This is a genomic window from Aeromonas rivipollensis (genome assembly GCF_010974825.1).
GTDB classification, from domain to species: domain Bacteria; phylum Pseudomonadota; class Gammaproteobacteria; order Enterobacterales; family Aeromonadaceae; genus Aeromonas; species Aeromonas rivipollensis.
In genome coordinates, this window is record NZ_JAAILA010000026.1 from 94,619 (window position 1) to 120,571 (window position 25,953).

Sequence of the window (25,953 nt, forward strand, 5' to 3'; positions counted from 1 at the left end):
CAGTCGATTACGAACGAGCCAGCATCAGTTCCAGACGGGCGCCAACGCGCTCGGCCTGATCAGCCAGGTCACCTACCCATTCGAGGATCTTGTAGAGGAACATAACGTCGATCGGATTGTACTTGTGCTCAACGGCTTGCAGCTGTTGGCGCAGCCCGATCTGCATGGTGTCAGTATCGTCCTCGATAAGATCCAGCTGGTGGATCATCTCGGCAACCATTTCAACTTCACGTCCTTTAAAGCCGGTTTCGAGCAGCTCATCGAGTTCTCCGATGGCTTTTTCGGCTTGGGCGGTCGCATCGATACAACGTTTGAGATAGGCCATGAAATCGGCACGCATCTCGGTGGGGAATTCCATTTTGCGGCCAAGCATGCGGCCGGAAATATCCTTGGCACGGTTGGCAATCTTGTCCTGTTGCGTCAGCAGTTCCAGCAGATCGGTACGGGCGACCGGCAGAAACAGACCGCGAGGCAGTTTGAGGCGAATTTCGCGTTTGAGAATGTCCGCTTCTTTTTCCAGCTGGGCTATCTGTTGCCGGATTTTCTCGGCATCTTCCCAACGGTCTTCGGCAACGGCATCAAAGAAGGGAACCAATTGCTGGGAGCACTGGTGAACCTTGACGATATGCTTCTGCAGCGGCTTGATGGGGGACTTGGCAAAAAGACCCAAAATAGTATTTACTGGCATGGCCAAACCTGTGTCGGTGAAAAAACACTCGATACGATTTTATGAGGGGCGCAGGATAACCGAACTGTGCCATCAATAAAACCGTGAATTAATCCTTATCTATCGCTGGCATTATATCCTCGCGACCCGGATCATGCCCCCCAAAGTTGCCTGCCTGCCCGGAATGACTATGCAAACTGAGATCGAGATAAAGTTTTTCGTCACCAGCAATATTCAAGAGTCTCTCTCCAACTCTCTGAATTCACTTGAAATTATCTCCTCTGAGCAAGTCAGGCTCGGCAATGTCTATTTCGATACGCCCAAGCTGGATTTGCGCCGGCTCGACATGGGATTGCGGATCCGCCGCAGCGACCATTTTTCCGAGCAGACGATTAAATGCCGTGGCCAGGTGGTCGGCGGGCTGCACGCCAGACCCGAATACAATGCCCCGGTGAGCGGGGATCTGCCGACCCTGTCCGCCTTTCCTGATGACATCTGGCCGAGTCTGGCCGTGCGCGACGAGATCCAGTCCAGTCTGGTGGCCCAGTTCAGCACCGACTTCCTGCGCCGTCACTGGCTCATCGCCTTCGAGGGGGCCCAGATAGAGCTGGCCTGGGATCGGGGGGAGATTGTCGGTGTCCTGGGGCGCACCGAGATCGACGAGCTTGAGCTGGAGCTCAAGTCAGGCGACGCCCGCGCCCTGTTCGGGCTGGCCGCGCGCCTGGCGGAGCTGGGGGGCGTCAGGTTGGGGGCCCAATCCAAGGCGCAGCGCGGCTATCGGCTGGCGGGGCTCGGCAAGCCGCTGGCGGCGCAACCCTTGCCGGATGTCGGCGGGCTCGATGGCAAGGCCTGCATCACGCTCGGCCTGCAGCTCTGGCAGCATCACGAGCAGCTCTGGCTGGAGTGCGGGGACGAGGAACGGCCGCTGGCACTGCAAGGGATGCTGCAGGGTTGTGACCTGGTGGCCGAGGCCGCCGAGAACCTGGCGCAGTCCCCTGCCTGGTTGCCCGCACTTAGGGTGCAGCAGCACTTGCTGGCAGAGGCTGAGGAAGAACGGCTTTCGGCCCTGCTGCACGGCGCCGATCTCGTGGGCCTGCAACTGGCCATAGCGGCCTGGTTGCACCTGGATTCTTGAGGGTTCAGGTTTGCACTGAATGCAAAAAAGGTGAGCCCAGGCTCACCTTTTTGTTTGCTGATGGAAAGCGCCCGACGGGCTCAGTTCACCACGGCCACGTTGATGCTGCCATTGCCCTGGGTCATGCGGACCCGGGCGCCGGGCACGAAGGTGGGGCTGGCCTTTTGCACCACGACGATGGATTCGCCGGTCTCTTTCTTGATCTCGAGCTCGACGCCATCGACCTGGTTGAGCTTGTCACCGGCAGCCTTGCCTGCTGCGGCACCCGCGATGGCACCCCCGGCGGCGGCGATGTCGCTGCCGCGACCGCCCCCTATGGTGCTGCCGAGCAGGCCACCGACCACGGCGCCGCCTATGGTGCCGATCAGGGAGTTCTCATCGGCCTGGATCTTCACCGGGCGGGTGGAGATGATGGTGCCGTAGCTGACGGTCTGGACCTGCTTGGCGCGATCCTTGGTGTAGACATCGCCGGAGTAGACGTCGCTGTTGGCACAGCCGGTGATGGCGGTGGTGGCGGCCAGCAGGGTAACGAGAGCGATACGTTTCAACATGATGGGCCTCCTGGGCGGGCATCGGGTTAATCGGTTTGATGCATTCCACTCTACGCCAACCGGATTGTGCATTAAACCCGCAAAGTGTAACCAATTATGTGACCTGAACGATGGTCAGCCTTCGACACGGGTCAGGTCAGGGCCTTTTCCAGCAGCAGGCGATCCTCCCCGGGGCCGAAATAGCCGGGCTCCTCGGCCAGCAGGGCGTAGCCCAGGCGCAAGTAGAGGCGCTGGGCCGGATTGGCCGGATCCACGGTCAGCCTGACTCGCGCCACCTGCAGCTCCGCCAGTGCCTGCTCCACTCGCAGCATCATGCGCTCGGCCAGGCCAAAGCCGCGGGCTTCGGGCCGCACCGCCAGAGAGAGCAGCCAGCCCTGCGACCGATCCTGACCCAGGCCCCCCAGGGCATAGCCCAGCAGCCTGCCCTCCAGTTCCGCCACGACCAGCAGGGCGGGCCACAGATCCATGGCCTGACGGAAGAAGAAGGCGGGGTAGACATCCTCCCCGAAGACGTCGGCGTCGATCTGCCAGATGGCGTGCATGTCGGCGTGGGTGGCAATGCGCAAAACGGGGGACGGCTGCATCTGGGCTCCTGTGATGGCGGCTGCCGGGGGGCAGTCAAAAGAGGGCACAGGGTAGTGGTCCCGTCAGGCCGATGCAAGCGGGTCTGGTTCGGAGGGCGGGCAGGGGAGATGAACAGATCGCGGCGCCCGGCAGGGAGATATGCCGCTATGGAGGCAAAAAAACAGGGCCCGCAGGCCCTGTTTCACCGGACAACCTCGGTTGTCTGCGATCAGATGAGGCGGGTCGCCTGCTCCAGCCAGGCGAGATCCTCGCCGTCCAGCAGCGGGCTCAGGCGGCGGTAGACCTCGGCATGGTAGTCGTTGATCCAGCGGAACTCGGTCTGGCTCAGCAGGCTGCGATCGATGAGGCGGGTATCGAACGGCACATAGGTCAGCCGTTCGAAGCCCAGCATTGCCAGCTCGCCCACCTGCTCCAGCTCGGTCACCACCACCAGGTTCTCGCAGCGGATGCCGAAGCCGTTTTCCCGGTAGTACCCCGGCTCGTTGGAGAGCACCATGCCCGGTTGCAGGGCCACCAGGCTGCCCTTGGGGGCGATGCGCTGCGGGCCTTCATGCACGCTCAGGAAGTGGCCGACCCCGTGGCCTGTGCCATGGTCGTAGTTGTAACCGGCCTGCCACAGGGGCATGCGGGCCAGCACGTCGAGCTGGATGCCGGCGGTGCCGCGGGGGAAGCGGGCCTGATCCAGGGCGATATGACCCTGCAGCACCCGGGTGAACATGGCCTTGTGCTCGTCGGTGACTTCACCGACCTTGACGGTACGGGTGATGTCGGTGGTGCCGTCCAGATACTGAGCGCCGGAGTCCACCAGGTAGATGCTGTCCTGGCCGAAGGGACGCGGGGTGCCGTTGGTGTGACGGTAGTGGCACATGGCGGCGTTGGGGCCGAGCGCCGATATGGTGTCAAAGCTCGGCTCGACGTAGTGATCCTGCTCGCGGCGGAAGGCTTCCAGGCGATCGGCCAGGGTGCCCTCATCCATATCCTGATAGTCACCGGAGGCGATAAGGCGATCCAGCCAGGCGAGGAAGCGGGTAACGGCGACGCCGTCGCGCAGATGGGCGCGCTGCATGCCCGCCAGCTCCACGGCGTTCTTGCACGCCTTGGGCAGCATGGTCGGATCCTGCCCTGCCACCAGGATGGCGCCCGCCTCTTCCATGGTGAGCTGGGTCCAGGCGTTGGCAGTGTTGGGATCGGCCAGCACCTTCTGCTGATCCTCGCCGATGCGCTGCAGCACGTCACCCAGCTTGTCGATGGGGTAGACGGAGACATCCTGCCCCACGTGGCGGGTGAAGGCGATGCAGTCGATCTTGTCGGTGTCGACGAAGAAATCCATGCTGGTGTTGGCGTAGAGCACCGCAAAGCCCAGCACCACCGGCAGCCGCTCCACGTCGCGGCCACGCAGGTTGAGCAGCCAGTTGATGGGCTCGGCCTGGGTCAGCAGCACGGCATCCAGCCCGCGCTTGCGCAGATCTGCCGCCAGCAGCTCGCGCTTGGCCTGGCTGGACTGGCCCGCCAGCTCCTCGCTGTAGAGGATGACAGGAGTCTTGGTCGGGGCGGGGCGATCGCTCCAGTGCAGATCGATGGGGTTCTCATCGACCCGAACCAGCGCTATGCCGCGCTCGGCCAGGATTGGCTTGGCGCTCTGGTACCAGGCGAGGCTGTGCAGGCGGGGATCGAAGCCGACCCGGGCGCCGGACGGCAGTTGTTCTGCCAGCCACTGGACGTGGGGATCTTCGTTCAAGTGAAGAAACTCAAACAGCTCGGCCGGTGCCTGCATGCGGGCCTGCACCGTATAACGACCGTCGACGAACAGGGCCGCCCGCTGCGCCAGTATGATGGCGAGGCCGGCGGAGCCGTTGAAACCCGTGATCCAGTCCAGACGTTCGGCATAGGCGGGAATGTACTCCCCCAGGTGCTCGTCGTCGTGGGGAACGATGAAGGCGTCCAGTTCCAACGTGGCCAGAGTGGCCCTGACCTGGGCGACGCGGGTTTCAATAATCTCGAAATGATTCATGTCGTTATTGCCAGATTGTGATGATGTGAGTGTTCACTGATTGTGGCCGCTTGCCAGGATCTGTCGGATCGACTGGCCTGCCGCCTCGATATGTTGCTTGAGCAGGACCACTGCCTCGTGCTTGCGGCGGGCGCGGCACAGCTCCAGCAGGTGGGCGTGTTCGCGCTCGGCCTTGTCCACGCCGCCCTGGGCGAACAGCAGTTCGAAGCGCACATAGCGATCGCAGCTCAGATTGATCTGGGCGATGAGATCCAGTGCCTGGGGACGATTGGCGGCCTGATAGAGGGTGGCGTGAAAACTGTGGTTCAACTCGGCCCAGTGCTCGATCTGGGTGCCGGACTCCAGCGCCAGATCAAACTGGGCCAGGATGGCTTGCGCCTTGGCGAAGGTCTCCTCCGTCATCAGGTCGACGGCGTGGAACAGGGTATCGGCTTCCAGCAGTGCCCGCAAATAAAAGAGCTCCTCGATGGCCGAGGCGTCCAGCATGGTGACCACGGCGCCGCGATGGGCCTCGAACTTCACCAGCCCCTGGGCCTCCAGCTGCATCAGCGCCTCCCGCACCGGAATGCGGCTCACCGCCAGCTCCTTGGCGATGGCGTCCTGGCGCAAGGGGGCGCCGGCGGGAAACTCCCCACGCAATATCCGGCCGCGGAGGTTCTCCATCACCATCTGGGTTCGGGTCTTGTAGGGTAGGGTCATGCTTGAGTCACGGGCAGGTTGCAAAATTGTATATTGTATAAAGTTTGGCTGAATCTAACGCGCAACCGCCTGCAAGGCAAGGTTTGGCGGGATCCATATGCCGCGTATTGGCCAAAAAAATACCGGCCAGCTGGGCTGACCGGTATGGGGTTGTCACCTGGACGGGACGCAGCTTACAGCTGCGGGCCCGCAGCGACCAGGCGTTTGCCTTCGTCGTTGTCGGTGAAGCGCTCGAAGTTCTTGATGAAGCGCTGGGCCAGATCCTGGGCCTTGGCGTCCCACTCCGCCTGGTCGGCATAAGTGTCGCGCGGGTCGAGGATGGCCGGGTTCACATCGTGCAGCTCGGTCGGCACTTCCAGGTTGAAGATAGGCAGCACCTTGGTCGGCGCCTGCTCGATGGAACCATCCAGGATGGCATCTATGATGGCGCGGGTGTCCTTGATGGAGATGCGCTTGCCGGTGCCGTTCCAGCCGGTGTTGACCAGATAGGCTTCGGCTCCTGAGGCTTCCATCCGCTTCACCAGCTCCTGACCGTACTTGGTCGGGTGCAGGCTGAGGAAGGCGGCGCCGAAGCAGGAGGAGAAGGTCGGCGTCGGCTCTGTGATGCCGCGCTCGGTACCGGCCAGCTTGGCGGTGAAGCCTGACAGGAAGTGGTACTTGGTCTGCTCCTTGGTCAGCTTGGCGACCGGAGGCAGCACCCCGAAGGCGTCGGCGGTCAGGAAGATCACCTTGTTGGCGTGACCCGCCTTGGAGACCGGCTTGACGATGTTCTCGATGTGATAGATGGGGTAGGAGACGCGGGTGTTCTCGGTCTTGGAGCCATCATCGAAGTCTATGGTGCCGTCGGCTGCGACCGTCACGTTCTCCAGCAGGGCGTCGCGACGGATGGCGTTGTAGATATCCGGCTCGGCTTCCTTGGAGAGCTTGATGGTCTTGGCGTAGCAGCCCCCTTCGAAGTTGAACACGCCGTGGTCGTCCCAGCCGTGCTCGTCGTCACCGATGAGCTGGCGCTTGGGATCGGTGGAGAGGGTAGTCTTGCCGGTACCGGAGAGGCCGAAGAAGATGGCCACGTCCCCATCCTTGCCCACGTTGGCGGAGCAGTGCATGGAGGCGATGCCGCGCAGGGGCAGGAAGTAGTTCATCATGGAGAACATGCCCTTCTTCATCTCGCCACCGTACCAGGTGCCACCGATGAGCTGCATCTTCTCTGTCATGTTGAAGGCGACGAAGTTCTCGGAGTTGAGACCCTGCTCCTTCCAGTTCGGGTTGGTGCACTTGGCACCGTTCATCACCACGAAGTCCGGCTTGAAGGTCTTGAGCTCTTCCTCGCTCGGGCGGATGAACATGTTCTTCACGAAGTGCGCCTGCCAGGCCACCTCTGTGATGATGCGCACCGCCAGGCGGGTGTCCGGGTTGGCGCCGCAGTAGCCATCCACCACGAACAGGCGCTTGCCGGAGAGCTGTTTGGTCACCAGGGATTTCAGATCTGACCACACTTCCGGGGTGATTGCCTTGTTATCGTTCTTGCCCTGGTCAGACCACCACACAGTATCCTGGGTGGTGCCGTCCTTGACGATATATTTATCTTTCGGGGAACGACCGGTGAAGATGCCGGTGTTGACATTGACGGCGCCGAGTTCGGTAACGACGCCACGTTCGAATCCTTCCAGGTCTGGGCGGGTCTCTTCTGCGAAAAGCTGCTCATAGGAGGGGTTGCGAACGATTTCCTGGCTGTTTTTGATACCGTACTGGTCCAGTTTCAGTTGTTGTGCCAGGGCGGGTTCTACCACGATAGTCATTATGTTCTCCTGGGTTCAGAGGTGTGTAGGGTTCTATCTGGCGTCCATACTACTACCTAGGTGGTAGTTTTTAGCGATCGCCATCAAACTTTATAAAATAGGGTATTTTTTTGTTATTTAAGTTAAAGGCGGGTTTTGCCCGCCTTTATTTAGTGTAACTTGTTTGCATCATTACCGGGAGCCCCGCTGAACAGGGTTTCGATGTCTATTCCATCAAATTGATAGTGAGCGCCGCAGTAATCACAGTGCATGTCGATCTTGCCGAGCTCCTGCACCATGGCCACCGCTTCCTCCTTCTCTATCTGCAGCAGAGCCCCTTCGCAGCGAGCGCGGGAGCAGGTGCAGCGGAACTCGATCGCCTGGGGATCGAACACCCGTACCTTGTCTTGATGGTAGAGGCGGTAGAGGATCTCTTCGGCCTCCAGACCGAACAACTCTTCATCCTTGATGGTGCTGGTGAGCTGGATCAGGTGGTCGAAGTCGGCGCCGTGATCCTCGCTCCGGGCGGGCAACTCCTGCAGCAGTATGCCGGCAGCGCGGGGCTGGCCCTGGTGGTGGCCGGTGCGGATCCAGAGCCGGGTGGCGAGTTGCTCGGACTGGGCGAAGTACTGCTCGAGGCAGGTCGCCAGGGTGTCGGCCTCGAGGGCTATGATGCCCTGATAGCGCTCGCCCTCTTCAGGGGTGATGGTGATCACCAGCTGGCCGTTGCCTACCAGGCTCTGCAGCTTGTCGTCGGTCGGCAGCTCCCCTTCATAGCGGGCCACGCCGCGCAGTTGCTGGTTGTGATCGCCGTTGATCACCGCCAGACGCACCGGGCCGTCCCCTTGCAGCTGCACGGTGATCGAGCCTTCGAACTTGAGGGTGGCGGTCAGCAGGCTGGTGGCGACCAGCAGTTCACCCAGCAGTTTCTGTACCTGGACCGGGTAGTTCTGGGCATCGACGATGTGACGATAGGTACTATCCAGCTGGACCAGCTCCCCCCGGACTTCGTACTCTTCGAACAGATAGCGATACAGGAGATCTTGGTTACTCATCATGCTTTCCTAGGGTTTTCTGGGGGAAAAGATAAATACATTGTTAAACAGGTGGTTAGGAACTAATTCCCGCTCCTGTCGTCATAAAGGGGCCACAAGGGCGAGTCAGTATTGCTTGACCTTGATCAGCTGGCGTCGCTCCTGCTTGTCGGGGCGGCGCTCCGGGCTTGGGGCGAACTGGCTGTTGAAGCGTCTCGCCTCGCTGTTCTGGGCCCGCTTCTTCAGACTTTCCTCGGTCTCTTCATAGAGCAGCTGGGCCAGGGGGGCGGCCTTGCGCTGCTCGCTCACCTCGAGCACCCGCACCTCCCGTTCGTCCTGGCCCTGCCAGAAACGGACGAGGGCGCCGACCTCGACGGCCTTGCCCGGTTTGCTGCGCTGGCCGTTGTAGTGCACCTTGCCGCCGTCGATCTGATCCCGCGCCAGGCTGCGGGTCTTGTAGAAGCGTGCCGCCCACAGCCACTTGTCGAGGCGGACCTGAGTGCTGCTTTGTGCTGGATTCGACATGGATCGGCTCCGGGATGGCTGAAAAGGGAGCCTGATTATACCAGAGGCAGGGCCCGGGATAGAAACAGGGGGAAGCGGGGTGTGACGGAATCTGAATTTTCACAGCTTCATCCCATCCGGTCGGTTGTCTCTGGGTCCATTGCCGTACACAATAGCCAACCGATTTGGATGCCAGAATATTTTGATAAAGATGACGCTACCGTTCAGGGATGACTTGTTGAGCTCCCTTCTGGCTCGCTGCAAGTCAGTGCCACTCTCCCGTTTCAGCCAGCCTCTGTTCTGGCTGCTGCTGCTGTTGCTGGCCCAGCAGTGCGCCGTGCTCACCTGGCGTCTGTTCGATCTCACCCAATCCCCCCGGCCGCTGCCCTGGCAGCCAGCGGTCACTCCGGGCCAGGGCGCCGGACCTGCCCGCCTCGATCTTGGCAACCTCAGCCGTCTCTCCCTGTTTGGCAAGGCGCCGCAGCCGCAGGCCGACAAGGTGGCCCAGGCGGCCCTGATCGATGCCCCCAAGACCCAGCTCAATGCCCAGCTCAACGGGGTGCTGGCCAGTACAGAACCCAGCAAGTCCATCGCCATCATCGCCCACAACGGCCTGCAGAACTCCTATGGCATAGGGGATTACATCGACGGCACCCAGGCCAGGATCCGTCAGGTGTTTGCCGACAGGGTCATCATAGCCCGGGACGGCCGTGACGAGACCCTGATGCTGGATGGGGAAGAGTACGGCAAGCCGCTGCCCAAGGTGACGCGACAGGGGGCCGAGCTCTCTTCCGTTCGCAGCGAATTGATGAGCAATCCTGGCAAGATCACCGATTATCTCAATATTTCTCCGGTCCGGGTGGATGGTCGCATGGTCGGCTATCGCCTCAATCCGGGCAGCAATCCTGAAGTGTTCAATCAACTCGGACTGGTCGCCAACGATCTGGCGGTCAGCATCAATGGTCTGGATCTGCGGGACAACGCACAGGCCATGCAGGCGATGCAGCAAGTGGCGGGCGCCACGGAAATGACCGTCACCGTCGAGCGGCAAGGACAGCTCTACGACGTCTATGTCGGCTTGTCAGAATAATGAATTGGAGTAGCACCAAGAATGATAAATAAAGGGAAGGGCTGGCGTCTGGCCACTGTGGCGGCAGCCTTGATGATGGCTGGCTCTGCCTGGGCCACCGAGTATTCCGCCAGTTTCAAGAATGCCGACATCGAAGAGTTCATTAACACGGTCGGCAAGAACCTGAACAAGACCATCATCATAGAGCCCTCGGTGCGCGGCAAGATCAACGTCCGCAGTTACGATCTGCTCAATGAGGATCAGTACTACCAGTTCTTCCTGAGCGTGCTCGACGTCTATGGCTTTGCCGTGGTGCCCATGAACAACGGCGTGCTCAAGGTGGTGCGCTCCAAGGATGCCAAGACCTCGGCCATCCCTGTGGTGGATGACAGCAACCCCGGCGTGGGTGACGAGATGGTGACCCGGGTGGTGCCGGTGCGCAACGTCTCGGTACGGGAACTTGCTCCCCTGCTGCGCCAGCTCAACGACAACGCCGGTGGCGGCAACGTGGTGCATTACGAGCCCTCCAACGTGCTGCTCATCACAGGCCGCGCGGCCGTGGTGAATCGTCTGGTCGAGGTGGTGCGCCGAGTCGACAAGGCGGGTGATCAGGATATGGACGTCATCAAGCTGAAGTTCGCCTCCGCCGGCGAGATGGTGCGACTGGTGACCAACCTCAACAAGGATGGCAGCAATCAGGGGACCAACGCCTCCCTGCTGCTCTCCCCCAAGGTGGTGGCCGACGAGCGTACCAACTCAGTGGTGATCAGCGGTGAACCCCAGGCCCGTGCCCGCATCATCCAGATGGTGCGCCAGCTCGACCGGGATCTGCAGAGCCAGGGCAACACCCGGGTCTTCTACCTCAAATATGGCAAGGCCAAGGATCTGGTGGACGTGCTCAAGGGGGTCAGCTCCAGCATAGCGGCCGACAAGAAGGGCGGCGCGGCCACCACAGCCACCGGTGGTGGCGCCAGCATAGGGGGCGGCCAGCTCGCCATCTCCGCCGACGAGACCACCAATGCCCTGGTGATCACCGCCCAGCCTGACGTCATGGCCGAGCTGGAGCAGGTCATCGCCAAACTCGACATCCGCCGCGCCCAGGTGCTGGTGGAGGCGATCATCGTCGAGATCCAGGATGGCGACGGCCTCAACCTCGGGGTGCAGTGGGGCAATGCCAACGGCGGCGGCACCCAGTTCACCAATACCGGTCTGCCCATAGGGCCGGCCATCATCGCGGGCAAGGATTACAAGGACAACGGCAACACAGAGGGGCTCGAAAACCTGCTCGGTGATTTTAGCGGCATGGCGGCGGGCTTCTACAAGGGGGATTGGGCCATGCTGGTGACGGCGCTCTCCACCAACACCAAGAACGACATCCTCTCGACCCCGAGCATAGTCACCATGGACAACAAGGAAGCCTCCTTCAACGTCGGCCAGGAAGTGCCGGTGCAGAGCGGCTCCCAGAGCTCCACCACCAGCGACCAGGTGTTCAACACCATAGAGCGCAAGACGGTGGGCACCAAGCTGGTGGTGACGCCCCAGATCAACGAAGGGGATTCTGTGCTGCTCAACATAGAGCAGGAAGTCTCCAGCGTGGCGCAGACCCAGGCGACGGGTACCGCTAATCTCGGCCCCACCTTCGATACCCGTACCGTCAAGAACGCCGTGCTGGTGAAGAGTGGCGAGACAGTGGTGCTGGGCGGCCTGATGGACGAGCAGACCAAGGAGCAGATCTCCAAGGTGCCAATATTGGGGGATATCCCGGTGCTGGGCTACCTGTTCCGCTCCACCTCCAACACCACGGCCAAGCGCAACCTGATGGTCTTTATCCGGCCGACCATATTGCGCGATGCCAACGTCTATTCCGGGGTCTCCAGCAACAAGTACACCCTGTTCAGGGCCGAACAGTTGAACCTGGCGGCCGAGGAGGGCTATGCCACCTCGCCCCCCCGTCAGGTGCTGCCGGCCTATGGTCAGGATGTGATGCTCTCCCCCGAGGTGCAAAAGCAGATTGACCTGATGAGGGCCCAGCAGCAGTCCACCGCCACCGGGGCCAGAACCCAGGTGCAGGGGCAACCCTTCGTGCAGGGTCAACCCTGATGGCGAGCTACTCACTGGACGGGGTCGCGCAACCGGCGGCACTGCCCGAGCTGCCGTTTGCCTTCGCCCGCAACTTCGGGGTGATCCTGACCGAACGCCAGGGCGCCCCCGTGCTGCTCTGTCGTCAGGGGGTGACACCGCAGACCTTGCTGGAGGTGCGCCGGGTGGCGGGCTGCGCCTTCGCGGTGGAGCAGCTGGGTCATGACGAGTTCGAGACGCTCTTGATGGCCCACTATCAGCGCGACTCCTCCGAGGCGCGCCAGCTGATGGAGGATCTCGGCAACGAGATGGATTTCTTCGCCCTGGCCGAAGAGCTGCCCCAGAGCGAGGATCTGCTGGACGCCGACGACGACGCCCCCATCATCCGCCTCATCAACGCCATGCTGAGCGAGGCGATCAAGGAGGAGGCGTCCGACATCCACATCGAGACCTTCGAACGGGCCCTGGTCATTCGCTTCCGCATCGATGGGGTGCTGCGGGAGATTCTGCGCCCCCATCGCAAGCTCGCTTCCCTGCTGGTGTCGCGCATCAAGGTCATGTCCCGCATGGACATAGCCGAGAAACGGGTGCCCCAGGATGGCCGCATCTCACTGCGCATCGGCGGCCGCGCCGTCGACGTGCGGGTCTCCACCATGCCGTCCAGCTACGGCGAGCGGGTGGTGCTGCGTCTGCTCGACAAGAACAACGTGCGCCTCGAGCTCAAGCAGCTCGGCATGACGCTGGCCAATCGCAACATCATCAGCGAGCTCATCCGCAAGCCCCACGGCATCATACTGGTGACGGGCCCGACCGGCTCGGGCAAGTCCACCACCCTCTATGCGGCGCTCTCCGAGATCAACTCCCGGGATCGCAACATTCTCACGGTGGAAGATCCCATCGAATATGACCTGGAAGGGGTCGGCCAGACCCAGGTCAACACCAAGGTCGACATGACCTTCGCCCGGGGCCTGCGCGCCATACTGCGCCAGGATCCGGACGTGGTGATGGTGGGGGAAATTCGTGACCTCGAAACCGCCCAGATCGCGGTGCAGGCGTCCCTCACCGGTCACCTGGTGATGTCGACCCTGCACACCAACACCGCCATCGGTGCCATCACCCGGATGCGGGACATGGGCATCGAGCCCTTCCTGCTCTCCTCATCCTTGCTGGCGGTGCTGGCCCAGCGGCTGGTGCGCACCCTCTGCCCGGATTGCCGTGCCCCGCATCCCATCTCGGAGCAGGAGCGGATCGCCATGGGCATAGAGCTGGCGCCGGATCAGCAGATGTGGCGCCCGGTAGGCTGCGAGCAGTGCAACCACACCGGCTATCGCGGCCGGACCGGCATCCACGAGCTGGTGGTGATCGACGAGGCGGTGCGCGAGGCGATTCACAGTGCCAGCGGCGAGCTGGCCATAGAGCGCCTGATCCGGGGCCATACCCCCAGCATACGCCGCGACGGCATCGACAAGGTGCTCCAGGGGCAGACCAGCCTCGAAGAGGTGCTGCGCGTGACCCGGGAAGACTAAGATGGCTGCGTTCGAATACAAGGCCCTCGACCCCAGAGGCAGACAGAAGTCCGGGGTGATGGAGGGGGACTCCGCCCGTCAGGTGCGCCAGTTGCTGCGCGAGCAGGGGCTGACCCCCCTCGAGGTGAACGAGACCACGGAGAAAGCGAAGCGGGAGGCCAATCGCTTCGTGCTGTTTCGCCGTGGCGCCTCCACCTCGGAGCTGGCCCTCATCACCCGTCAGCTGGCGACCCTGGTGGGCGCAGGGTTGACCATAGAAGAGGCGCTGCGGGCAGTGGCCGAGCAGTGCGAGAAGGCCCACCTGCGCAGCCTGGTGGCCACGGTGCGCAGCAAGGTGGTAGAAGGTTACTCGCTGGCCGATTCGCTGGGAGCCTTCCCCCATGTGTTCGATCAGCTGTTTCGCTCCATGGTGGCGGCCGGTGAGAAGTCCGGTCACCTGGAGAAGGTGCTCAACCGCCTCGCCGACTACACGGAGCAGCGCCAGCACATGCGCACCAAGCTGCTGCAGGCGATGATCTACCCCATAGTCCTCACCCTGGTGGCCGTGGGCGTCATCTCCATACTGCTCACCGCAGTGGTGCCCAAGGTGGTGGCCCAGTTCGAACACATGGGCCAGCAACTGCCCGCCACCACCCGTTTCCTCATCGGCACCAGCGAGTTGATGCAGCACTACGGCCTCTGGTTCCTGGTGCTGCTCGGCATCGGTGGCCTGGTCTGGCGCTGGTGGCTCACGGACGCTGGACGGCGCCGCCACTGGCATCAGGTGGTGCTGCGCCTGCCGGTCATCGGCCGGGTCAGCCGCGGCCTCAACACCGCCCGTTTCGCCCGCACCTTAAGCATCCTCAACGCCAGCGCGGTGCCGCTGCTGGAGGGGATGAAGATCTCGGGGGAGGTGCTCTCCAACGACTTTGCCCGCCACCGCATCGGCGAGGCGACCGAGCGGGTGCGGGAGGGGACCAGCCTGCGCAAGGCGCTGGATGAAACCAAGATTTTCCCGCCCATGATGCTGCACATGATCGCCTCCGGCGAGCAGAGCTGCGAGCTCGACAGCATGCTGGAGCGGGCGGCGGACAACCAGGACAGGGAGTTCGAAACCCAGGTGAATATCGCCCTCGGCGTGTTCGAGCCCATGCTGGTGGTCTCCATGGCAGGGGTGGTGCTCTTTATCGTGATGTCGATCCTGCAGCCGATCCTCGAACTCAACAATATGGTCAATCTCTGATGGCCTGTGCCATCTCATTTCGTTAGGGAGTAAGTCATGCAAAAGCGTCGTCAATCCGGTTTCACCCTGCTGGAAGTCATGGTGGTCATCGTGATCCTGGGGATCCTGGCCAGCCTGGTGGTGCCCAATCTGATGGGCAACAAGGAGAAGGCGGATCAGCAGAAAGCCGTCTCCGACATAGTGGCGCTGGAAAACGCCCTCGACATGTACAAGCTGGACAACAACCGCTACCCGACCACAGAGCAGGGGCTGGATGCCCTGGTCAACAAGCCGACCGCGTCGCCCGAGCCGCGCAGCTACCGGGAAGGGGGCTACATCAAGCGCCTGCCGCAGGATCCCTGGGGCAACCAGTACCAGCTGCTGAGCCCGGGCCAGTTCGGCAAGCTCGACATCTTCAGCATGGGGCTGGACGGCGAAGCCGGGACGGATGACGACATAGGCAACTGGAACCTGAAGGATTTCCAATAAGTGTCTGAGCGCCCGCTGAACCGGATCCTGTGCCCATGAGGCGCCATCGTCAGGCGGGTTTCACCCTGCTGGAGGTCTTGCTGGTCACCATGTTGATGGGGCTGGTGGCCACCGCCGTCGTCCTCAGCATGGGGGGCGCCCGGGGGGACAGGGAGCTCGACCAGCAGGCGCGTCGTCTCATGGCGACCCTGCAACAGGCGCAGGAGTATTCGGTGATGGATGGCCGGTTGCTGGGATTGAGAGTCGAGCAGAGCGGCTGGCAGTTTATGTCCCGCAACCCCAAGGATCGCAAGTGGCAGGCACTGACCGGCGACAAGCTGCTGGGGCCGGTGCAACTGCCGGAGGGGATCACTCTGGCCGTCGAGCTGGAGGGGTTCAGCTGGCGCACCGAATCGGACGAGAAGAGCGAGCAGGGCCGCGACGAGAAGGAGCGCACGCCCCAGATCTTCATCTTTCCGGGGGGGGAGCTCACCCCCTTCGTGCTGACCCTGAGCCAGCAGGACGAGGATCTGAGCTACCTGCGCACCCTCAAGGGGGACGAGTTCGGTCGCCTCTATCTGCTGCAAGACGAAGAGGAAGAAGAGTGACGGGCACCAGCGCAGGCGGCGAGGGAGTTCGCAGCATCGCCCCGGCGGGCGGGCCCGCCAGGGCGCGCGGCATGACGCTGCTGGAGGTCATGGTGGCGCTGGCGGTATTTGCCATCGCCGGCCTTGCGGTGATGAAGACCGCCAGCGAGCACCTCTCCGGCCTCAACTACCTGGAGCAGAAGACCCTGGCGACCTGGGTGGTGGAGAACCAGCTGGTGCAGCAGAAGCTCGAGGGCAAGTGGCCGGGAGACAGCTGGGTGGAAGGGGACGAGGAGATGGCCGGGCAGACCTGGTACTGGCGCTATCGTGGCGTCGCCACCAGCGACAACAACTTCAAGGCCCTGGACGTGGAGGTGCGCACCGCGCCCAAGGCAGAGAGCCCTGTGGCCATGATGCGGACCTATATCAGCCGATGATCCCGAGCAACACCCGCCTTTCCCGCCACAGTGGCTTTACCCTGCTTGAGAGGTTGCTGCGGCCATCGCCCATGTCGGTGACCTCAGGCCGACGCTCTGTCCGCCAGGCCGGCTTTACCCTGCTTGAGATGCTGGTGGCCATTGCCATCTTCGCCAGCCTCAGCATGGGGGCCTATCAGGTGCTGCAGGGGGTGCTCACCAGCGACGAGGTGGCCAAGCGCAAGGAGGTTCGCCTCTCCGAGCTGCAGCTCGCCTTCAGCCTGCTGGAGCGTGACATCACCCAGATGGTGCCGCGCAGCGGCCGCATCGAAGGCGAGAACAACAAGGTGCTGCTGGCGGCCTCCCGCTTCGGCCAGCAGAGCGATGACTGGGGCATGGCCTTCATCCGTGGCGGCTGGCTCAATCCGGACGGCATGCTGCCGCGCTCCGGCTTGCAGCGGGTGGGCTGGCGGCTCAAGGAGCAGACCCTGGAGCGGCTCAGCTACCTCTATCCGGACCCCGCTATCGGCACAGGCCCGCGCATTCAGCCGGTGCTGACCGGGGTGACGGCCCTGCGGCTCTATTTCTACGACAAGGGCATGTGGAAGGAGGAGTGGACCCAGCGCGACCTGCTGCCCTATGGGCTGGCGGTGGAGCTGGATCTGGCGGATTACGGCACCATTCGTCGCCAGTTCCTGATCGGGGCCGGCGGTCAGAGGGCGGACAATGGCAATTAAGCGTCATTTTTCTCCGGCCATCATGGGGGATAACGGCACCCTTGGTCGCCGCCAGTTCCTGATCGGGGCCGGTGGTCAGAGGGCTGACAATGGCAGCTAGGCGTCGCTCCCGCCCCGGTCGGCAAGGGGGCATGGCCCTGCTGGTGGTGCTGCTTATTCTGTCGGTGATGGTGATCATCGCCAGCAACATGAGCGGCCGGTTGCAGCTGGAGCTGCGCCGGACCAGCAACCTCACGGCTGGCAAGCAGGCCTGGTGGTATGCCATGTCGGCGGAGGCGCTGGTGATCAAGGTGCTCAACCAGGACTTCAAGGATGACCCCGATGTGGTCAACCTGGGCCAGAACTGGGCACGGCAAGATGCCGTCTTCCCGGTGGACGACGGCACCCTGTCCGGGCGGGTGAGGGATCTGCAATCCTGCTTCAACCTCAACAGCCTGAGCCTGGCCCTGAAAGAGGGTGAGAGCGGCGATGATCTCGATGCGCAACCCTATCAATTCAAGGCGTTCCGGGCGCTGCTCGAGGCGCTGGAGGTGGATGAGTACGAGGCGGTGCAGCTCACCGACGCCATCCGCGACTGGACCGACAAGAATACCCAGCTGGTCTCGAGTAACGGGGCCGAGGATGCCTATTACGAGGGGCTCAATCCCCCCTATCTGGTGGCGAACCAGTGGCTGCTGGGCACGGACGAATTGCGGGCCGTGCGCGGGGTGAGCAGCGAGCTCTACGCCCGGCTCGCCCCCTATGTGTGCACCCTGCCAAACGACAAGCTGGTGGTGAACATCAACACCATCAAGCCGGAGCAGGCGGCCCTGCTGGTGGGGCTCTATCAGGGCAAGATAGGGCTGGACGACGCCAAGCGGGTGCTGACCAACCGCCCCAAGAAGGGGTGGAAGGAGAAGAAGGAGATGACGGATGAGCTGTCGATACAACCGGGCAGCATCACTGGGCTGGACGGCGCGCTGGACATCAAGAGCAGCTTCTTCGAGGCCCGTCTGCTGGCAGAGGTGGGTGATGTGCGGGCCCGGCTGGAGACTGTCTTCCAGCGCGGCAAGGACAACAAGCTGGTGATGCTGCGCCGTCTGAACGACGGTGCCGAATAACAGGGAGATGGCAGGCCTCTGGCCCCCTCTGTCCCGCCCCTTATATCTGGACTGCAGCCGACGGCTGCGGCCCCGCCCATCGACGAGGATGCTGGCGGGCATGGCAGGAGAATTATTTGTGAGCGAGAGTCTGGTCATCCGTCTGGGGACCAATGCGCAGCAGCCGGTGCACTGGCTGGTGTGGTCGACGCAGGAGCAGGAGATCATCGCCTCCGGCACCCTGGCCTCGGCCCATGCCCTGGGTGAGCTGCAGGAGCGTGCCGGTGGCCGCCCCGTGGTGACCCTGGTGCCCGGCAGCGATCTCATCTTCCGGCGGGTCAGCCTGCCGGGCAAGTACAGTCGTCAGGCCGCGGCGGCGTTGCCCTATCTGCTCGAGGAGCAGATCGCCTCCGACGTGGATGAGCTGCATCTGGTGGTGCTGGGTCATCAGGGGCAGGACGTGGATCTGATGGCGGTGGACAAGGCGAAGATGCAGGAGTGGCTGGCGTGGCTGCAGCAGGCGGGGCTCAAGACCCTGCAACTGCTGCCGGACGTGCTGGCCCTGCCGCCCGCCGCCGAGGGGTGGTCTGCCCTGCAACTCGGCGCCGAGTGGCTGATCCGCCAGGGCCCTGTCCAGGGGATAGTCGCCGACGAGCCGCTGCTGGCCATGCTGCTGGAGGCACAGGCCGAACCCGTCACCATCCATAGCCATACCCCGGCTCCCGCCATCGCGGCCGCCAACTGGCAGGCGGCGGATCCCGAACTGCCCATGCTGCTGCTGGCGAAAGGGGCGATCGCTTGCCAGGCGAACCTGTTGCAGGGGCCCTATCGACCCCAGACCGAATACGGCCGTTACTGGCTGCAGTGGCGCAAGGTGGCGGTGCTGGCGGGGATACTGCTGCTGGTGGCCCTGGCCCAGCGCGGGGTGCAGCTCTATCAACTGGCGGAGCAGGACAAGGCCCTCAAGGCCGAGATCCGGCAGGTCTATACCCGGATCTTCCCGGGGGAGACCCGGATCGTCAACGTTCGCAGCCAGATGAACCAGCACCTCAAGTCCCTGGGGCAGGCCCCGCAGGGTGGGGTCCTGCTGCTGCTGACCGAGCTGGCGCCTGTGTTTGCCGAGGTGCCCGGTCTCAAGCCCGAAGTGATGCGTTTCGACGCGGCCAGGGGCGAGCTCAGGTTGCAGGTCACGGCCCCCGGTTTCACCGAGATAGAGCGTTTTCGCGAGCTGGCGGGCAAGCGCTTCGAGGTGCAGCAGGGTGAGGTGCGAAGTCATGAGGGCAAGGTGGAAGGGGCGCTGGTGCTGAAGGGGAAATCATCATGATGGACAAACTGCAAGGCTGGTGGCGTGGCATCAGTCCCCGCGAACAGCGGCTGGTGGCGGTGGGGGGTTGCGCCCTGCTGATCGGGCTCTGCTACTGGGTCATCTGGCAGCCCGTCGCCAATCGCATCGACGAGCGGCAGCGGCAGGTGGCCAACCAGCAGCAGACGCTCGCCTGGTTGAAAGAGAAGGGGCAGGAGGTGCTGGCGATGCAGGGGGGCCAAGGCCGCCAGATCGACACCAGCGGCACCCTGGACGGGGTGGTGAACCGCACTGCCTTCAACCAGAAGATCAAGATAGCCCGGCTGCAACCCCAGGGGCAGGAGCTGCAGGTGTGGATAGACACAGTCCCGTTCGAGGATCTGCTGCTCTGGCTGGCGACCCTCTCCGATCAGTATGGAGTCCAGGTGCAGATCATAGAGGTGGCCCGGGAGGGGCTGGCGCCCGGCCTGGTCAAGGTCAGGCGTTTGCAGTTGAGCCGTCCCCAATGACACCAAACGTACCGAGCGCCGTCCGGTTTTTGGCATGGCGCTCCGTGTTGGCTCCTGGCTTGGCCCGGGCCGGATCCTTGCAGTCGAGTCCTGTTCTATGAAACAAAAAGTCCTGATCGCCGCCCTGTTTCTGGTGGCCTATCTCGGTTTCCTGCTGGTGACGTTGCCCGCCACCCTGGTGGTGCGCCATCTGCCGCTGCCCCCCAACCTGGTGCAGCTGGAAGGGGTGAGCGGTACCCTCTGGAGCGGCCAGATTGCCCGGCTGCAATATGCCAGCGAGTCCCTGACCCAGCTGCGCTGGGAGCTCGACGGCTGGTCGCTGCTGCGTCTGGCTCCCGAGGTGTCGGTGCGTTTCGGCGACCGCGCCGGCCTCAACGGTCAGGGGGTGATCGGTTGGAATGGCGCCGCCTTCGGTCGTGACATCACCCTCAACGCCCCCGCTCCCTGGCTGCTGGCGCGGGTGCCCACGCGCCTGCCCTTCCCCCTGACGGCGGCGGGTCAGCTGCAACTCAAGGTCGATCAGTTCGCCCAGGGCAAGCCCTGGTGTGAGGAGCTCTACGGCAACCTCAACTGGTACGGCGCCGAGGCCGACACCCCGGCGGGCAAGCTGCTGCTGGGGGACCCCGAGCTCAAGCTGACCTGTCTCGATTCCCGTCTGGTGGCCGAGCTCAAGCAGAGCTCCGAGGCGGTGCAGGTGCAGGGCAAGCTGGAGTTGCAGGCCAATCGCCAGTATCTGTTCCAGGGCACCCTAAAGCCTGGGCCCGAGCTGCCGGATCAGATGAAGCAGGGGCTGCCCTTCCTCGGTCAACCCGACGGCCAGGGCCGCTTCCCGCTGCGCTATCAGGGCCGGATCTGAGGGCGCTGTTCTTGGCAGACCACACCCCGCTTCGGCGGGGTGTGGTCGTTATGGGGCGGGCGTCTCTGGTGCGCCGCTCAGGGGCCTGGTGATGAGGTGGTTGAGAAAGAGGCTGAACAGCTCGGCCCGGGAGCCGAGGCGCAGCTTGCCGTAGAGGTGCTTGCGGTGATTCTTCACTGTGCCGCTGCCGATGCCGAGTTCGGCGGCGATTGTCTCGGTATCCAGCCCCTGCAGCAGCAGGCTCGCCACCTGCCGCTCCCGGCGGGTGAGCCTGTCACCACCCACGCTGGTCATCGCCTGCTCCACGGCAGCCTTGAGGCTGGCGCCGTCCAGGCTTGCCGGTGCTCCCAGCACCCTATCCTTTGCCGTACTCTTCGCCGTACTATCCGTGGCCCTCGTCGCCGCGCTCTGGGCCAGCAGCGGTACTGCCTCCCGCCACTGCTGGCGGCACAGGGAATGCACCAGGGGGAACAAGGCTTCCAGCCTGGCGCGCTCCTCTTGGCGAAGGCTCTGGCGCTTGTCGAGGCGGCCCAGAAACAGCATCAGGGTGAGACCGCCGCGTACCGGCAGGATCAGCCCCACCTCCTCCTGCCAGCCGGTGGCCTGATAGAAGTGGTGGCGGTATTCGGGATCCAGACGCCCCTTTGACACCTGCGCCAGGGTCCAGACTCCGGCGGGGAGGCCGTCCTTGAGCGCCTGCATAAAGGGATCCTGGTTGAAGTGGCTGGTGAGGTAGCTGTCAAACAGCAGGGCTCGCTGATGGTTGAGGTTGTCGTAGAGGTAGACGGGCCGCTGCCCCACCCCGAGCAGCAGGGCGCAGTCGAACGCTACCTGCTGCTGGATGAGGCGCACCAGGGCCGCCGCAAAGGCCGGGCTGTGCAGGGCATCGACGACGACGGTCAGGCTCTGGGTCAGCGAATCTGTGGCGAGGGGCTGGCTCATGGCGACGGGCTCCGGGTGGCGGGGAGAGGCTCCCCGATATGGGCGGGATGCTAGCACGAGAGTGGTAAAACTGTCCCCTGGGGGACATATCTGCCACGGGCCAGAACGGCGAGTATGGCGACTTTCCCCTGCTGTTGGAGACCCCATGATCGACCCCCATTTGCTCACCGACCTGACCGAGCGTGGCCTGGTGGCCCAGATGTCCGACCCGGCGGCCCTGGCCTCCCACCTCGCCACGGCGCGCACCCTCTACTGCGGCTTCGATCCCACCGCCGGCAGCCTGCACATAGGCCACCTGGTGCCGCTCCTGATGTTGCGCCGCTTCCAGCTGGCGGGCCACACCCCTGTGGCCCTGGTAGGCGGAGCAACCGGCCTCATTGGCGATCCCAGCTTCAAGGCGACCGAGCGCAGCCTCAACAGCGCCGAAACCGTGCAGGGCTGGGTGGCCAGCCTGTCGGCCCAGATCAAGGCACTGCTGCCCGCGAGCGAGGGGCTGGCGGCCCCTGTGCTGGTCAACAACACCGACTGGATGGGGCAGATGTCCGCCCTCGATTTTCTGCGGGACATCGGCAAGCACTTCTCGGTCAACGCCATGCTGGCGCGGGAATCGGTGCGCCAGCGGCTGGCCCGCCCGGATCAGGGGATCTCCTTTACCGAGTTCTCCTATGCCCTGCTGCAATCCCAGGATTTCGCCGTGCTCAACCAGCGCCTCGGCTGCACCCTGCAGATCGGCGGCAACGATCAGTGGGGCAACATCACCAGCGGCATGGATCTCACCCGCCGGCTGCATCAGGCCCAGGTTCACGGCATGACACTTCCCCTCATCACCAAGGCGGACGGCACCAAGTTCGGCAAGACCGAGGGGGGCGCCATCTGGCTGGATCCGGCGCTCACCTCGCCCTACGCCTTCCATCAGTTCTGGCTCGGTACCGCAGACGAGGATGTCTACCGCTTCCTGCGCTACTACAGCTTTATGCCGCTGGCCGAGATTGCCGCGCTGGAGGCGGAAGACGCCGGTCGGCAGGGACGCAAGCAGGCTCAGCAGGTGCTGGCGGACGAGCTGACCGAACTGGTGCACGGCAAGGGGGCACTGGCGGCGGCGCGGCGCATCGGCGAGCTGCTGTTTTGCGGCGACGTGGCCCGCCTCGGCGAGAGCGATCTCGCCCAGTTGGCCCAGGATGGCCTGCCTTGCAGTCGCATCGAGGGAGCCACAGATCTGGTGACCCTGCTGGTCGAGAGCGGTCTGGCAAGCTCGAAGCGGGTGGCCCGCGAGTTGCTAGGGGCGGGCGCCATCAGCCTCAACGGCGTGATAAAACAGGATGAGCAGCTGAGTGCAGAGGATCGGCTGTTTGAGCGCTACCTGCTGCTGCGCCGGGGCAAGAAACAGTACCGGCTGGTGGAGTGGGTGGACTAGCTCGCCCGACATCAATGAGAAAGGGCTGCCCAGGCAGCCCTTTTCATTGTGTGTCTCGGCCCCTCAGCTGCCCGGCATGCAGGGGGGGAGGCCCTGCCTAAGGATCAAAGGGTCAGCGGCAGCAACTCGGCGTAGTCGCGGAACATGCAGGGGAAGGTGGTCAGTGGTTTCCCCATCGCTGCGCTGCGCCAAATGCCGAATCAAAGGGTCAGCGGCAGCAGTTCGGCGTAGTCGCGGATCGCCGGGAAGGCGGTAATCTGCTGTTCCGGCTGGCGACTGTCCGGGTTCTGGATGGCGAGCTGATAACCGATGCCGTAGTCGGCGGCGGCGCGCAGGATCCGCTCGCTGTCATCGACAAACAGGGTGCGGGCCGGATCGAACGCCAGTCGCTCGGCCAGCGCCTGCCAGCAGTGCTGGCTCTCCTTCGACCAGCCCAGCTCATGGGTGCTCACCATAAGATCCAGATGCTCGGCGAGGCCGAGCCGCGCATCCTTCACCGACAGGCTGGCAGGGTGGGCATTGGTGAAGAGCACCAGCTGCTTGCCCGCCGCCCGCAGGGCGGCCAGGAAGGGGATGACATGGGGCCGCCACTGGATCTTCTCCAGGATCTCCTGCTTGAGGGCGCTGATGTCGAGCCCGAGCGTCCGGCTCCAGTAATCGACGCAGTACCAGTCTAGGGTGCCGCTGACGGCCTGATAGTGGGCCTCGATCTGCGCCTTGGCGTCGGCCAGCGGCAGGCCGAGGCGCGCGGCGTAGCGCTCGGGCACCAGCTGCTGCCAGAGGTGGCTGTCAAAATGAAGGTCGATCAGGGTGCCATCCATGTCGAGCAGAACTGTGTCTATCTGGTGCCAGGGCAGTTGGGTGGGCATGGGGCCTCTTTGTGTCGGACTGGGTGGGGAAAACGGGGCGCATTATAACGGATTTTTCAGGCACCTTTCCGGCCCTTGCCCCGTGGTGTTCCCTCGGGGAGTCGTTTACTCTTGAAGCACTCTTTTTTAACGAGCAGTCAGCCCCGATGAGTGACCCCCACAAGTGCAAACCCGAACACGTCCGCGTCGAGGCCATGGCCCACGACAAGCGCAAGCCGGAGATCATCAAGGCCGAGCTGGTGGCCGAGAGTCGGCTGTTCAAGGTGGAATCCCTGCATCTGAAATTCAGCAATGGGGAGGAGCGGGTCTACGAGCGGATGCGCGGCGGCAACAGAGGTGCCGTCATGGTGGTGCCCCTGTTCGATGCCCACACCCTGCTGCTGGTGCGCGAATACGCGGCAGGCACTCACTCCTACGAGCTGGGCTTCCCCAAGGGGCTGATCGATCCCGGCGAAGATGCCTTCGAGGCGGGCAACCGGGAGCTGATGGAGGAGGCGGGCTTCGGGGCCCGTGACCTCATTCCCCTCAAGCAGGTCTCCCTGGCTCCCGGCTATTTTTCCAGCCGGATGGACATACTGCTGGCGCGGGATCTCTACCCCGAGCAGCGGATCGGCGATGAGCCCGAGCCCCTCGAGGTGATCCCCTGGCCCCTCAATCGCATCGACGAATTGCTGGCGCGACCCGACTTCACCGAGTCGCGCAGCATCAGTGCCCTGCTGCTGGCCAGCAAATGGCTGGCGGAGCAGGAAAGCTAGCCCAAGCCTGGGCAAAGGTAATAAAAACAGAGGATAACAAGATGCAGGAGTTGTTGGCCTGGATACCTGGGGTCAAGGAGATAGCCCGCGAAGCGGGGCGTATCCTTCACGAAATCTATCACGGCGGTCAGTTCGAGCGTCAGCTGAAGGAGGATGCGACCCCGGTCACCAGTGCCGATCTTGCTGCCGATGCCTACCTCAAGCAGGCGCTGTCGGCGCTCACCCCCCATGTGCCCGTGCTGACCGAAGAGGCTGCCGATGTGCCCTTCAGCCAGCGTGCCAACTGGCGGCAATACTGGCTGGTGGACCCCCTGGACGGCACCGGCGAGTTCATCGCCGGCAGCGGTGACTTCGCCACCCTGATCGCCCTGGTGCGGGACAATGTCCCCGTGCTCGGGGTCATCTATGCCCCCGAGGCCGACGTGCTCTACTGGGCGGTGCGCGGTCACGGCGCCTTCAAGGAGGTGAACGGCGAGGTGCATCCCATCAGCGCCATGCACCACGAGCACGACCAGCCCGACTCCCTGGTGGTGGCCATCAGCCGCCGCCAGAAGCTGGAGAACCTGACCCGCCGCCTCAACCCGGCCATCAACTACGAGCTGATCCCGCTTGGCTCAAGCTCCCTCAAGTCCTGCCTGGTGGCGGAAGGGGCGGCAGACTGCTATGTGCGGCTCGGCCCCACCGGCGAGTGGGACACCGCCGCCGCCCAGTGCATCGTCGAGGCGGCGGGGGGGCGCATCCTCAGCCTGGCGTTGCAGCCGCTCAGCTACAACGAAACCGAGTCGTTGGAGAACCCTGACTTCATTGTGATGGGGGACCCGGATCTCGCCTGGGGCAAGATCCTGACTCACTGAGCCGGTTGAAATGTAGCCGAATCATCCAATCAGGCGGCCTCGTGGCCGCCTGATTGCTTGGTGTGATCCGCTGGCTTGTCACGACATATTCAGGTGTATTCGCTACTTTAATGGATTGCTGTAGTGGATCATCACAGCCAAACCCAAAGCGCTGGCATCTCTTTTCATGTAATTCTGAAAACTTAGAATTGGTCGAAATAAAAAATCGACCAATAGTGATATTTTGGTTTTATATTTCGTCAAATTGCCTATTTAAAGGTTTATCAGAACGAGGTGGGCTGGAAATTCCGCCCAATCTCACTGGCTGAACCGAGTTTTGCCAGTG

Annotated in this window: 26 protein-coding genes; 16 read left to right on the forward strand and 10 right to left on the reverse strand. The window is 63.3% G+C overall.

Translation table 11 applies throughout. The annotated features are described in order from the left end of the window. Positions 1 to 7: 7 nt before the first annotated feature. Positions 8 to 688, reverse strand: a complete 681-nt coding sequence (locus G4923_RS15455; protein WP_025328355.1) for a TIGR00153 family protein — start codon at positions 686 to 688, stop codon at positions 8 to 10. 169 nt (positions 689 to 857) lie between these two features. Here G4923_RS15455 and G4923_RS15460 point away from each other — a divergent pair, with 169 nt between their 5' ends. Further along, positions 858 to 1,802, forward strand: coding sequence for a CYTH domain-containing protein (locus G4923_RS15460; protein ID WP_163137602.1), 945 nt, complete (start codon positions 858 to 860; stop codon positions 1,800 to 1,802). A gap of 80 nt (positions 1,803 to 1,882) precedes the next feature. On the opposite strand, the gene G4923_RS15465 is transcribed toward G4923_RS15460, so the two are convergent. The 7 genes from G4923_RS15465 to hslR form a co-directional block, all read right to left on the reverse strand. Beyond that, positions 1,883 to 2,353, reverse strand: a complete 471-nt coding sequence (locus tag G4923_RS15465; RefSeq protein WP_111910541.1) for an outer membrane lipoprotein — start codon at positions 2,351 to 2,353, stop codon at positions 1,883 to 1,885. A gap of 131 nt (positions 2,354 to 2,484) precedes the next feature. Further along, on the reverse strand, positions 2,485 to 2,937 hold the full coding sequence (locus G4923_RS15470) for a GNAT family N-acetyltransferase (RefSeq protein ID WP_111910540.1): 453 nt from the start codon (positions 2,935 to 2,937) through the stop codon (positions 2,485 to 2,487). A 209-nt stretch (positions 2,938 to 3,146) separates the two neighbouring features. Then, on the reverse strand, positions 3,147 to 4,949 hold the full coding sequence (locus tag G4923_RS15475; RefSeq protein WP_163137603.1) for an aminopeptidase P family protein: 1,803 nt from the start codon (positions 4,947 to 4,949) through the stop codon (positions 3,147 to 3,149). 33 nt (positions 4,950 to 4,982) lie between these two features. After that, positions 4,983 to 5,648: a GntR family transcriptional regulator gene (locus G4923_RS15480; RefSeq protein ID WP_106885739.1), complete on the reverse strand. Its 666-nt coding sequence runs from the start codon at positions 5,646 to 5,648 to the stop codon at positions 4,983 to 4,985. A 173-nt stretch (positions 5,649 to 5,821) separates the two neighbouring features. Next, positions 5,822 to 7,447 carry a phosphoenolpyruvate carboxykinase (ATP) gene (gene pckA, locus G4923_RS15485; protein ID WP_106885740.1) on the reverse strand — a complete coding sequence of 542 codons (1,626 nt, stop codon included), beginning with the start codon at positions 7,445 to 7,447 and terminating at the stop codon, positions 5,822 to 5,824. Positions 7,448 to 7,596: 149 nt separating this feature from the next. After that, on the reverse strand, positions 7,597 to 8,481 hold the full coding sequence (gene hslO / locus G4923_RS15490) for an Hsp33 family molecular chaperone HslO (protein ID WP_162520149.1): 885 nt from the start codon (positions 8,479 to 8,481) through the stop codon (positions 7,597 to 7,599). A gap of 105 nt (positions 8,482 to 8,586) precedes the next feature. Next, positions 8,587 to 8,985 carry a ribosome-associated heat shock protein Hsp15 gene (gene hslR, locus G4923_RS15495; RefSeq protein WP_139745297.1) on the reverse strand — a complete coding sequence of 133 codons (399 nt, stop codon included), beginning with the start codon at positions 8,983 to 8,985 and terminating at the stop codon, positions 8,587 to 8,589. A 217-nt stretch (positions 8,986 to 9,202) separates the two neighbouring features. On the opposite strand from hslR, the gene exeC reads away from it, so the two are divergent. The 12 genes from exeC to exeN all read left to right on the forward strand — a co-directional run bounded on the left by exeC (position 9,203) and on the right by exeN (position 20,794). Then, positions 9,203 to 10,054 carry a GspC family type II secretion system variant ExeC gene (exeC, locus tag G4923_RS15500; RefSeq protein WP_276208955.1) on the forward strand — a complete coding sequence of 284 codons (852 nt, stop codon included), beginning with the start codon at positions 9,203 to 9,205 and terminating at the stop codon, positions 10,052 to 10,054. 21 nt (positions 10,055 to 10,075) lie between these two features. Further along, positions 10,076 to 12,133: a GspD family T2SS secretin variant ExeD gene (exeD, locus tag G4923_RS15505; RefSeq protein WP_163137605.1), complete on the forward strand. Its 2,058-nt coding sequence runs from the start codon at positions 10,076 to 10,078 to the stop codon at positions 12,131 to 12,133. Next, positions 12,133 to 13,638 (forward strand): GspE family T2SS ATPase variant ExeE, encoded by a 1,506-nt coding sequence (exeE, locus tag G4923_RS15510; protein ID WP_025328344.1) that lies wholly within the window; start codon positions 12,133 to 12,135, stop codon positions 13,636 to 13,638. The genes exeD and exeE overlap by 1 nt, the downstream gene beginning before the upstream one ends. A 1-nt stretch (position 13,639) precedes the next feature. After that, positions 13,640 to 14,860, forward strand: a complete 1,221-nt coding sequence (exeF, locus tag G4923_RS15515; protein ID WP_163137606.1) for a GspF family T2SS innner membrane protein variant ExeF — start codon at positions 13,640 to 13,642, stop codon at positions 14,858 to 14,860. 36 nt (positions 14,861 to 14,896) lie between these two features. Then, the gene (gene exeG / locus G4923_RS15520) at positions 14,897 to 15,328 is read left to right on the forward strand and encodes a GspG family T2SS major pseudopilin variant ExeG (RefSeq protein WP_106885747.1); all 432 of its coding nucleotides are present in this window, start codon (positions 14,897 to 14,899) and stop codon (positions 15,326 to 15,328) included. Between the two features lie 35 nt (positions 15,329 to 15,363). Beyond that, entirely contained in the window at positions 15,364 to 15,915 is a 552-nt protein-coding gene (gene exeH, locus G4923_RS15525) for a GspH family T2SS minor pseudopilin variant ExeH (RefSeq protein ID WP_163137607.1), read from the forward strand. 35 nt (positions 15,916 to 15,950) lie between these two features. Beyond that, positions 15,951 to 16,331 (forward strand): GspI family T2SS minor pseudopilin variant ExeI, encoded by a 381-nt coding sequence (gene exeI, locus G4923_RS15530; RefSeq protein ID WP_276309246.1) that lies wholly within the window; start codon positions 15,951 to 15,953, stop codon positions 16,329 to 16,331. 71 nt (positions 16,332 to 16,402) lie between these two features. After that, positions 16,403 to 17,047, forward strand: coding sequence for a GspJ family T2SS minor pseudopilin variant ExeJ (gene exeJ / locus G4923_RS15535; RefSeq protein WP_163137683.1), 645 nt, complete (start codon positions 16,403 to 16,405; stop codon positions 17,045 to 17,047). 89 nt (positions 17,048 to 17,136) lie between these two features. Then, the gene (gene exeK / locus G4923_RS15540) at positions 17,137 to 18,147 is read left to right on the forward strand and encodes a GspK family T2SS minor pseudopilin variant ExeK (RefSeq protein WP_106885750.1); all 1,011 of its coding nucleotides are present in this window, start codon (positions 17,137 to 17,139) and stop codon (positions 18,145 to 18,147) included. A 118-nt stretch (positions 18,148 to 18,265) separates the two neighbouring features. Then, positions 18,266 to 19,450 carry a GspL family type II secretion system protein ExeL gene (gene exeL, locus G4923_RS15545; protein WP_163137608.1) on the forward strand — a complete coding sequence of 395 codons (1,185 nt, stop codon included), beginning with the start codon at positions 18,266 to 18,268 and terminating at the stop codon, positions 19,448 to 19,450. Then, positions 19,447 to 19,938, forward strand: coding sequence for a GspM family type II secretion system protein ExeM (gene exeM / locus G4923_RS15550; protein ID WP_106885752.1), 492 nt, complete (start codon positions 19,447 to 19,449; stop codon positions 19,936 to 19,938). The genes exeL and exeM overlap by 4 nt, the downstream gene beginning before the upstream one ends. A gap of 97 nt (positions 19,939 to 20,035) precedes the next feature. Then, positions 20,036 to 20,794 (forward strand): GspN family type II secretion system protein ExeN, encoded by a 759-nt coding sequence (gene exeN / locus G4923_RS15555; protein WP_163137609.1) that lies wholly within the window; start codon positions 20,036 to 20,038, stop codon positions 20,792 to 20,794. A 48-nt stretch (positions 20,795 to 20,842) separates the two neighbouring features. Here the strand turns inward: exeN and G4923_RS15560 are convergent, their stop codons facing one another. Beyond that, entirely contained in the window at positions 20,843 to 21,736 is an 894-nt protein-coding gene (locus G4923_RS15560; protein ID WP_163137610.1) for a helix-turn-helix transcriptional regulator, read from the reverse strand. Positions 21,737 to 21,881: 145 nt separating this feature from the next. Between G4923_RS15560 and tyrS the strand changes: the two genes are divergently transcribed. Then, complete coding sequence (tyrS, locus tag G4923_RS15565) at positions 21,882 to 23,150, forward strand: tyrosine--tRNA ligase (RefSeq protein WP_163137611.1); 1,269 nt, start codon at positions 21,882 to 21,884, stop codon at positions 23,148 to 23,150. A gap of 200 nt (positions 23,151 to 23,350) precedes the next feature. Here tyrS and yrfG read toward each other — a convergent pair whose 3' ends face one another. Continuing rightward, positions 23,351 to 24,019, reverse strand: coding sequence for a GMP/IMP nucleotidase (gene yrfG / locus G4923_RS15570; RefSeq protein ID WP_163137612.1), 669 nt, complete (start codon positions 24,017 to 24,019; stop codon positions 23,351 to 23,353). A gap of 146 nt (positions 24,020 to 24,165) precedes the next feature. Between yrfG and nudE the strand changes: the two genes are divergently transcribed. Continuing rightward, positions 24,166 to 24,774: an ADP compounds hydrolase NudE gene (gene nudE, locus G4923_RS15575; RefSeq protein ID WP_162520147.1), complete on the forward strand. Its 609-nt coding sequence runs from the start codon at positions 24,166 to 24,168 to the stop codon at positions 24,772 to 24,774. A gap of 41 nt (positions 24,775 to 24,815) precedes the next feature. Further along, complete coding sequence (gene cysQ, locus G4923_RS15580) at positions 24,816 to 25,628, forward strand: 3'(2'),5'-bisphosphate nucleotidase CysQ (protein ID WP_106885762.1); 813 nt, start codon at positions 24,816 to 24,818, stop codon at positions 25,626 to 25,628. Positions 25,629 to 25,953 lie beyond the last annotated feature (325 nt).

Coding starts and splice junctions, on each gene's coding strand:
- exeM (WP_106885752.1), top strand. CDS start 19,447: ATGATGGACAAACTGCAAGGCTGGTGGCGTGGCATCAGTCCCCGCGAA.
- G4923_RS15455 (WP_025328355.1), bottom strand. CDS start 688: ATGCCAGTAAATACTATTTTGGGTCTTTTTGCCAAGTCCCCCATCAAG.
- G4923_RS15465 (WP_111910541.1), bottom strand. CDS start 2,353: ATGTTGAAACGTATCGCTCTCGTTACCCTGCTGGCCGCCACCACCGCC.
- hslO (WP_162520149.1), bottom strand. CDS start 8,481: ATGAGTAACCAAGATCTCCTGTATCGCTATCTGTTCGAAGAGTACGAA.
- exeN (WP_163137609.1), top strand. CDS start 20,036: ATGAAACAAAAAGTCCTGATCGCCGCCCTGTTTCTGGTGGCCTATCTC.
- G4923_RS15470 (WP_111910540.1), bottom strand. CDS start 2,937: ATGCAGCCGTCCCCCGTTTTGCGCATTGCCACCCACGCCGACATGCAC.
- exeG (WP_106885747.1), top strand. CDS start 14,897: ATGCAAAAGCGTCGTCAATCCGGTTTCACCCTGCTGGAAGTCATGGTG.
- exeK (WP_106885750.1), top strand. CDS start 17,137: ATGGCAGCTAGGCGTCGCTCCCGCCCCGGTCGGCAAGGGGGCATGGCC.
- exeH (WP_163137607.1), top strand. CDS start 15,364: ATGAGGCGCCATCGTCAGGCGGGTTTCACCCTGCTGGAGGTCTTGCTG.
- tyrS (WP_163137611.1), top strand. CDS start 21,882: ATGATCGACCCCCATTTGCTCACCGACCTGACCGAGCGTGGCCTGGTG.
- exeF (WP_163137606.1), top strand. CDS start 13,640: ATGGCTGCGTTCGAATACAAGGCCCTCGACCCCAGAGGCAGACAGAAG.
- G4923_RS15475 (WP_163137603.1), bottom strand. CDS start 4,949: ATGAATCATTTCGAGATTATTGAAACCCGCGTCGCCCAGGTCAGGGCC.
- G4923_RS15560 (WP_163137610.1), bottom strand. CDS start 21,736: ATGAGCCAGCCCCTCGCCACAGATTCGCTGACCCAGAGCCTGACCGTC.
- exeE (WP_025328344.1), top strand. CDS start 12,133: ATGGCGAGCTACTCACTGGACGGGGTCGCGCAACCGGCGGCACTGCCC.
- nudE (WP_162520147.1), top strand. CDS start 24,166: ATGAGTGACCCCCACAAGTGCAAACCCGAACACGTCCGCGTCGAGGCC.
- yrfG (WP_163137612.1), bottom strand. CDS start 24,019: ATGCCCACCCAACTGCCCTGGCACCAGATAGACACAGTTCTGCTCGAC.
- exeJ (WP_163137683.1), top strand. CDS start 16,403: ATGTCGGTGACCTCAGGCCGACGCTCTGTCCGCCAGGCCGGCTTTACC.
- G4923_RS15460 (WP_163137602.1), top strand. CDS start 858: ATGCAAACTGAGATCGAGATAAAGTTTTTCGTCACCAGCAATATTCAA.
- exeD (WP_163137605.1), top strand. CDS start 10,076: ATGATAAATAAAGGGAAGGGCTGGCGTCTGGCCACTGTGGCGGCAGCC.
- pckA (WP_106885740.1), bottom strand. CDS start 7,447: ATGACTATCGTGGTAGAACCCGCCCTGGCACAACAACTGAAACTGGAC.
- hslR (WP_139745297.1), bottom strand. CDS start 8,985: ATGTCGAATCCAGCACAAAGCAGCACTCAGGTCCGCCTCGACAAGTGG.
- cysQ (WP_106885762.1), top strand. CDS start 24,816: ATGCAGGAGTTGTTGGCCTGGATACCTGGGGTCAAGGAGATAGCCCGC.
- G4923_RS15480 (WP_106885739.1), bottom strand. CDS start 5,648: ATGACCCTACCCTACAAGACCCGAACCCAGATGGTGATGGAGAACCTC.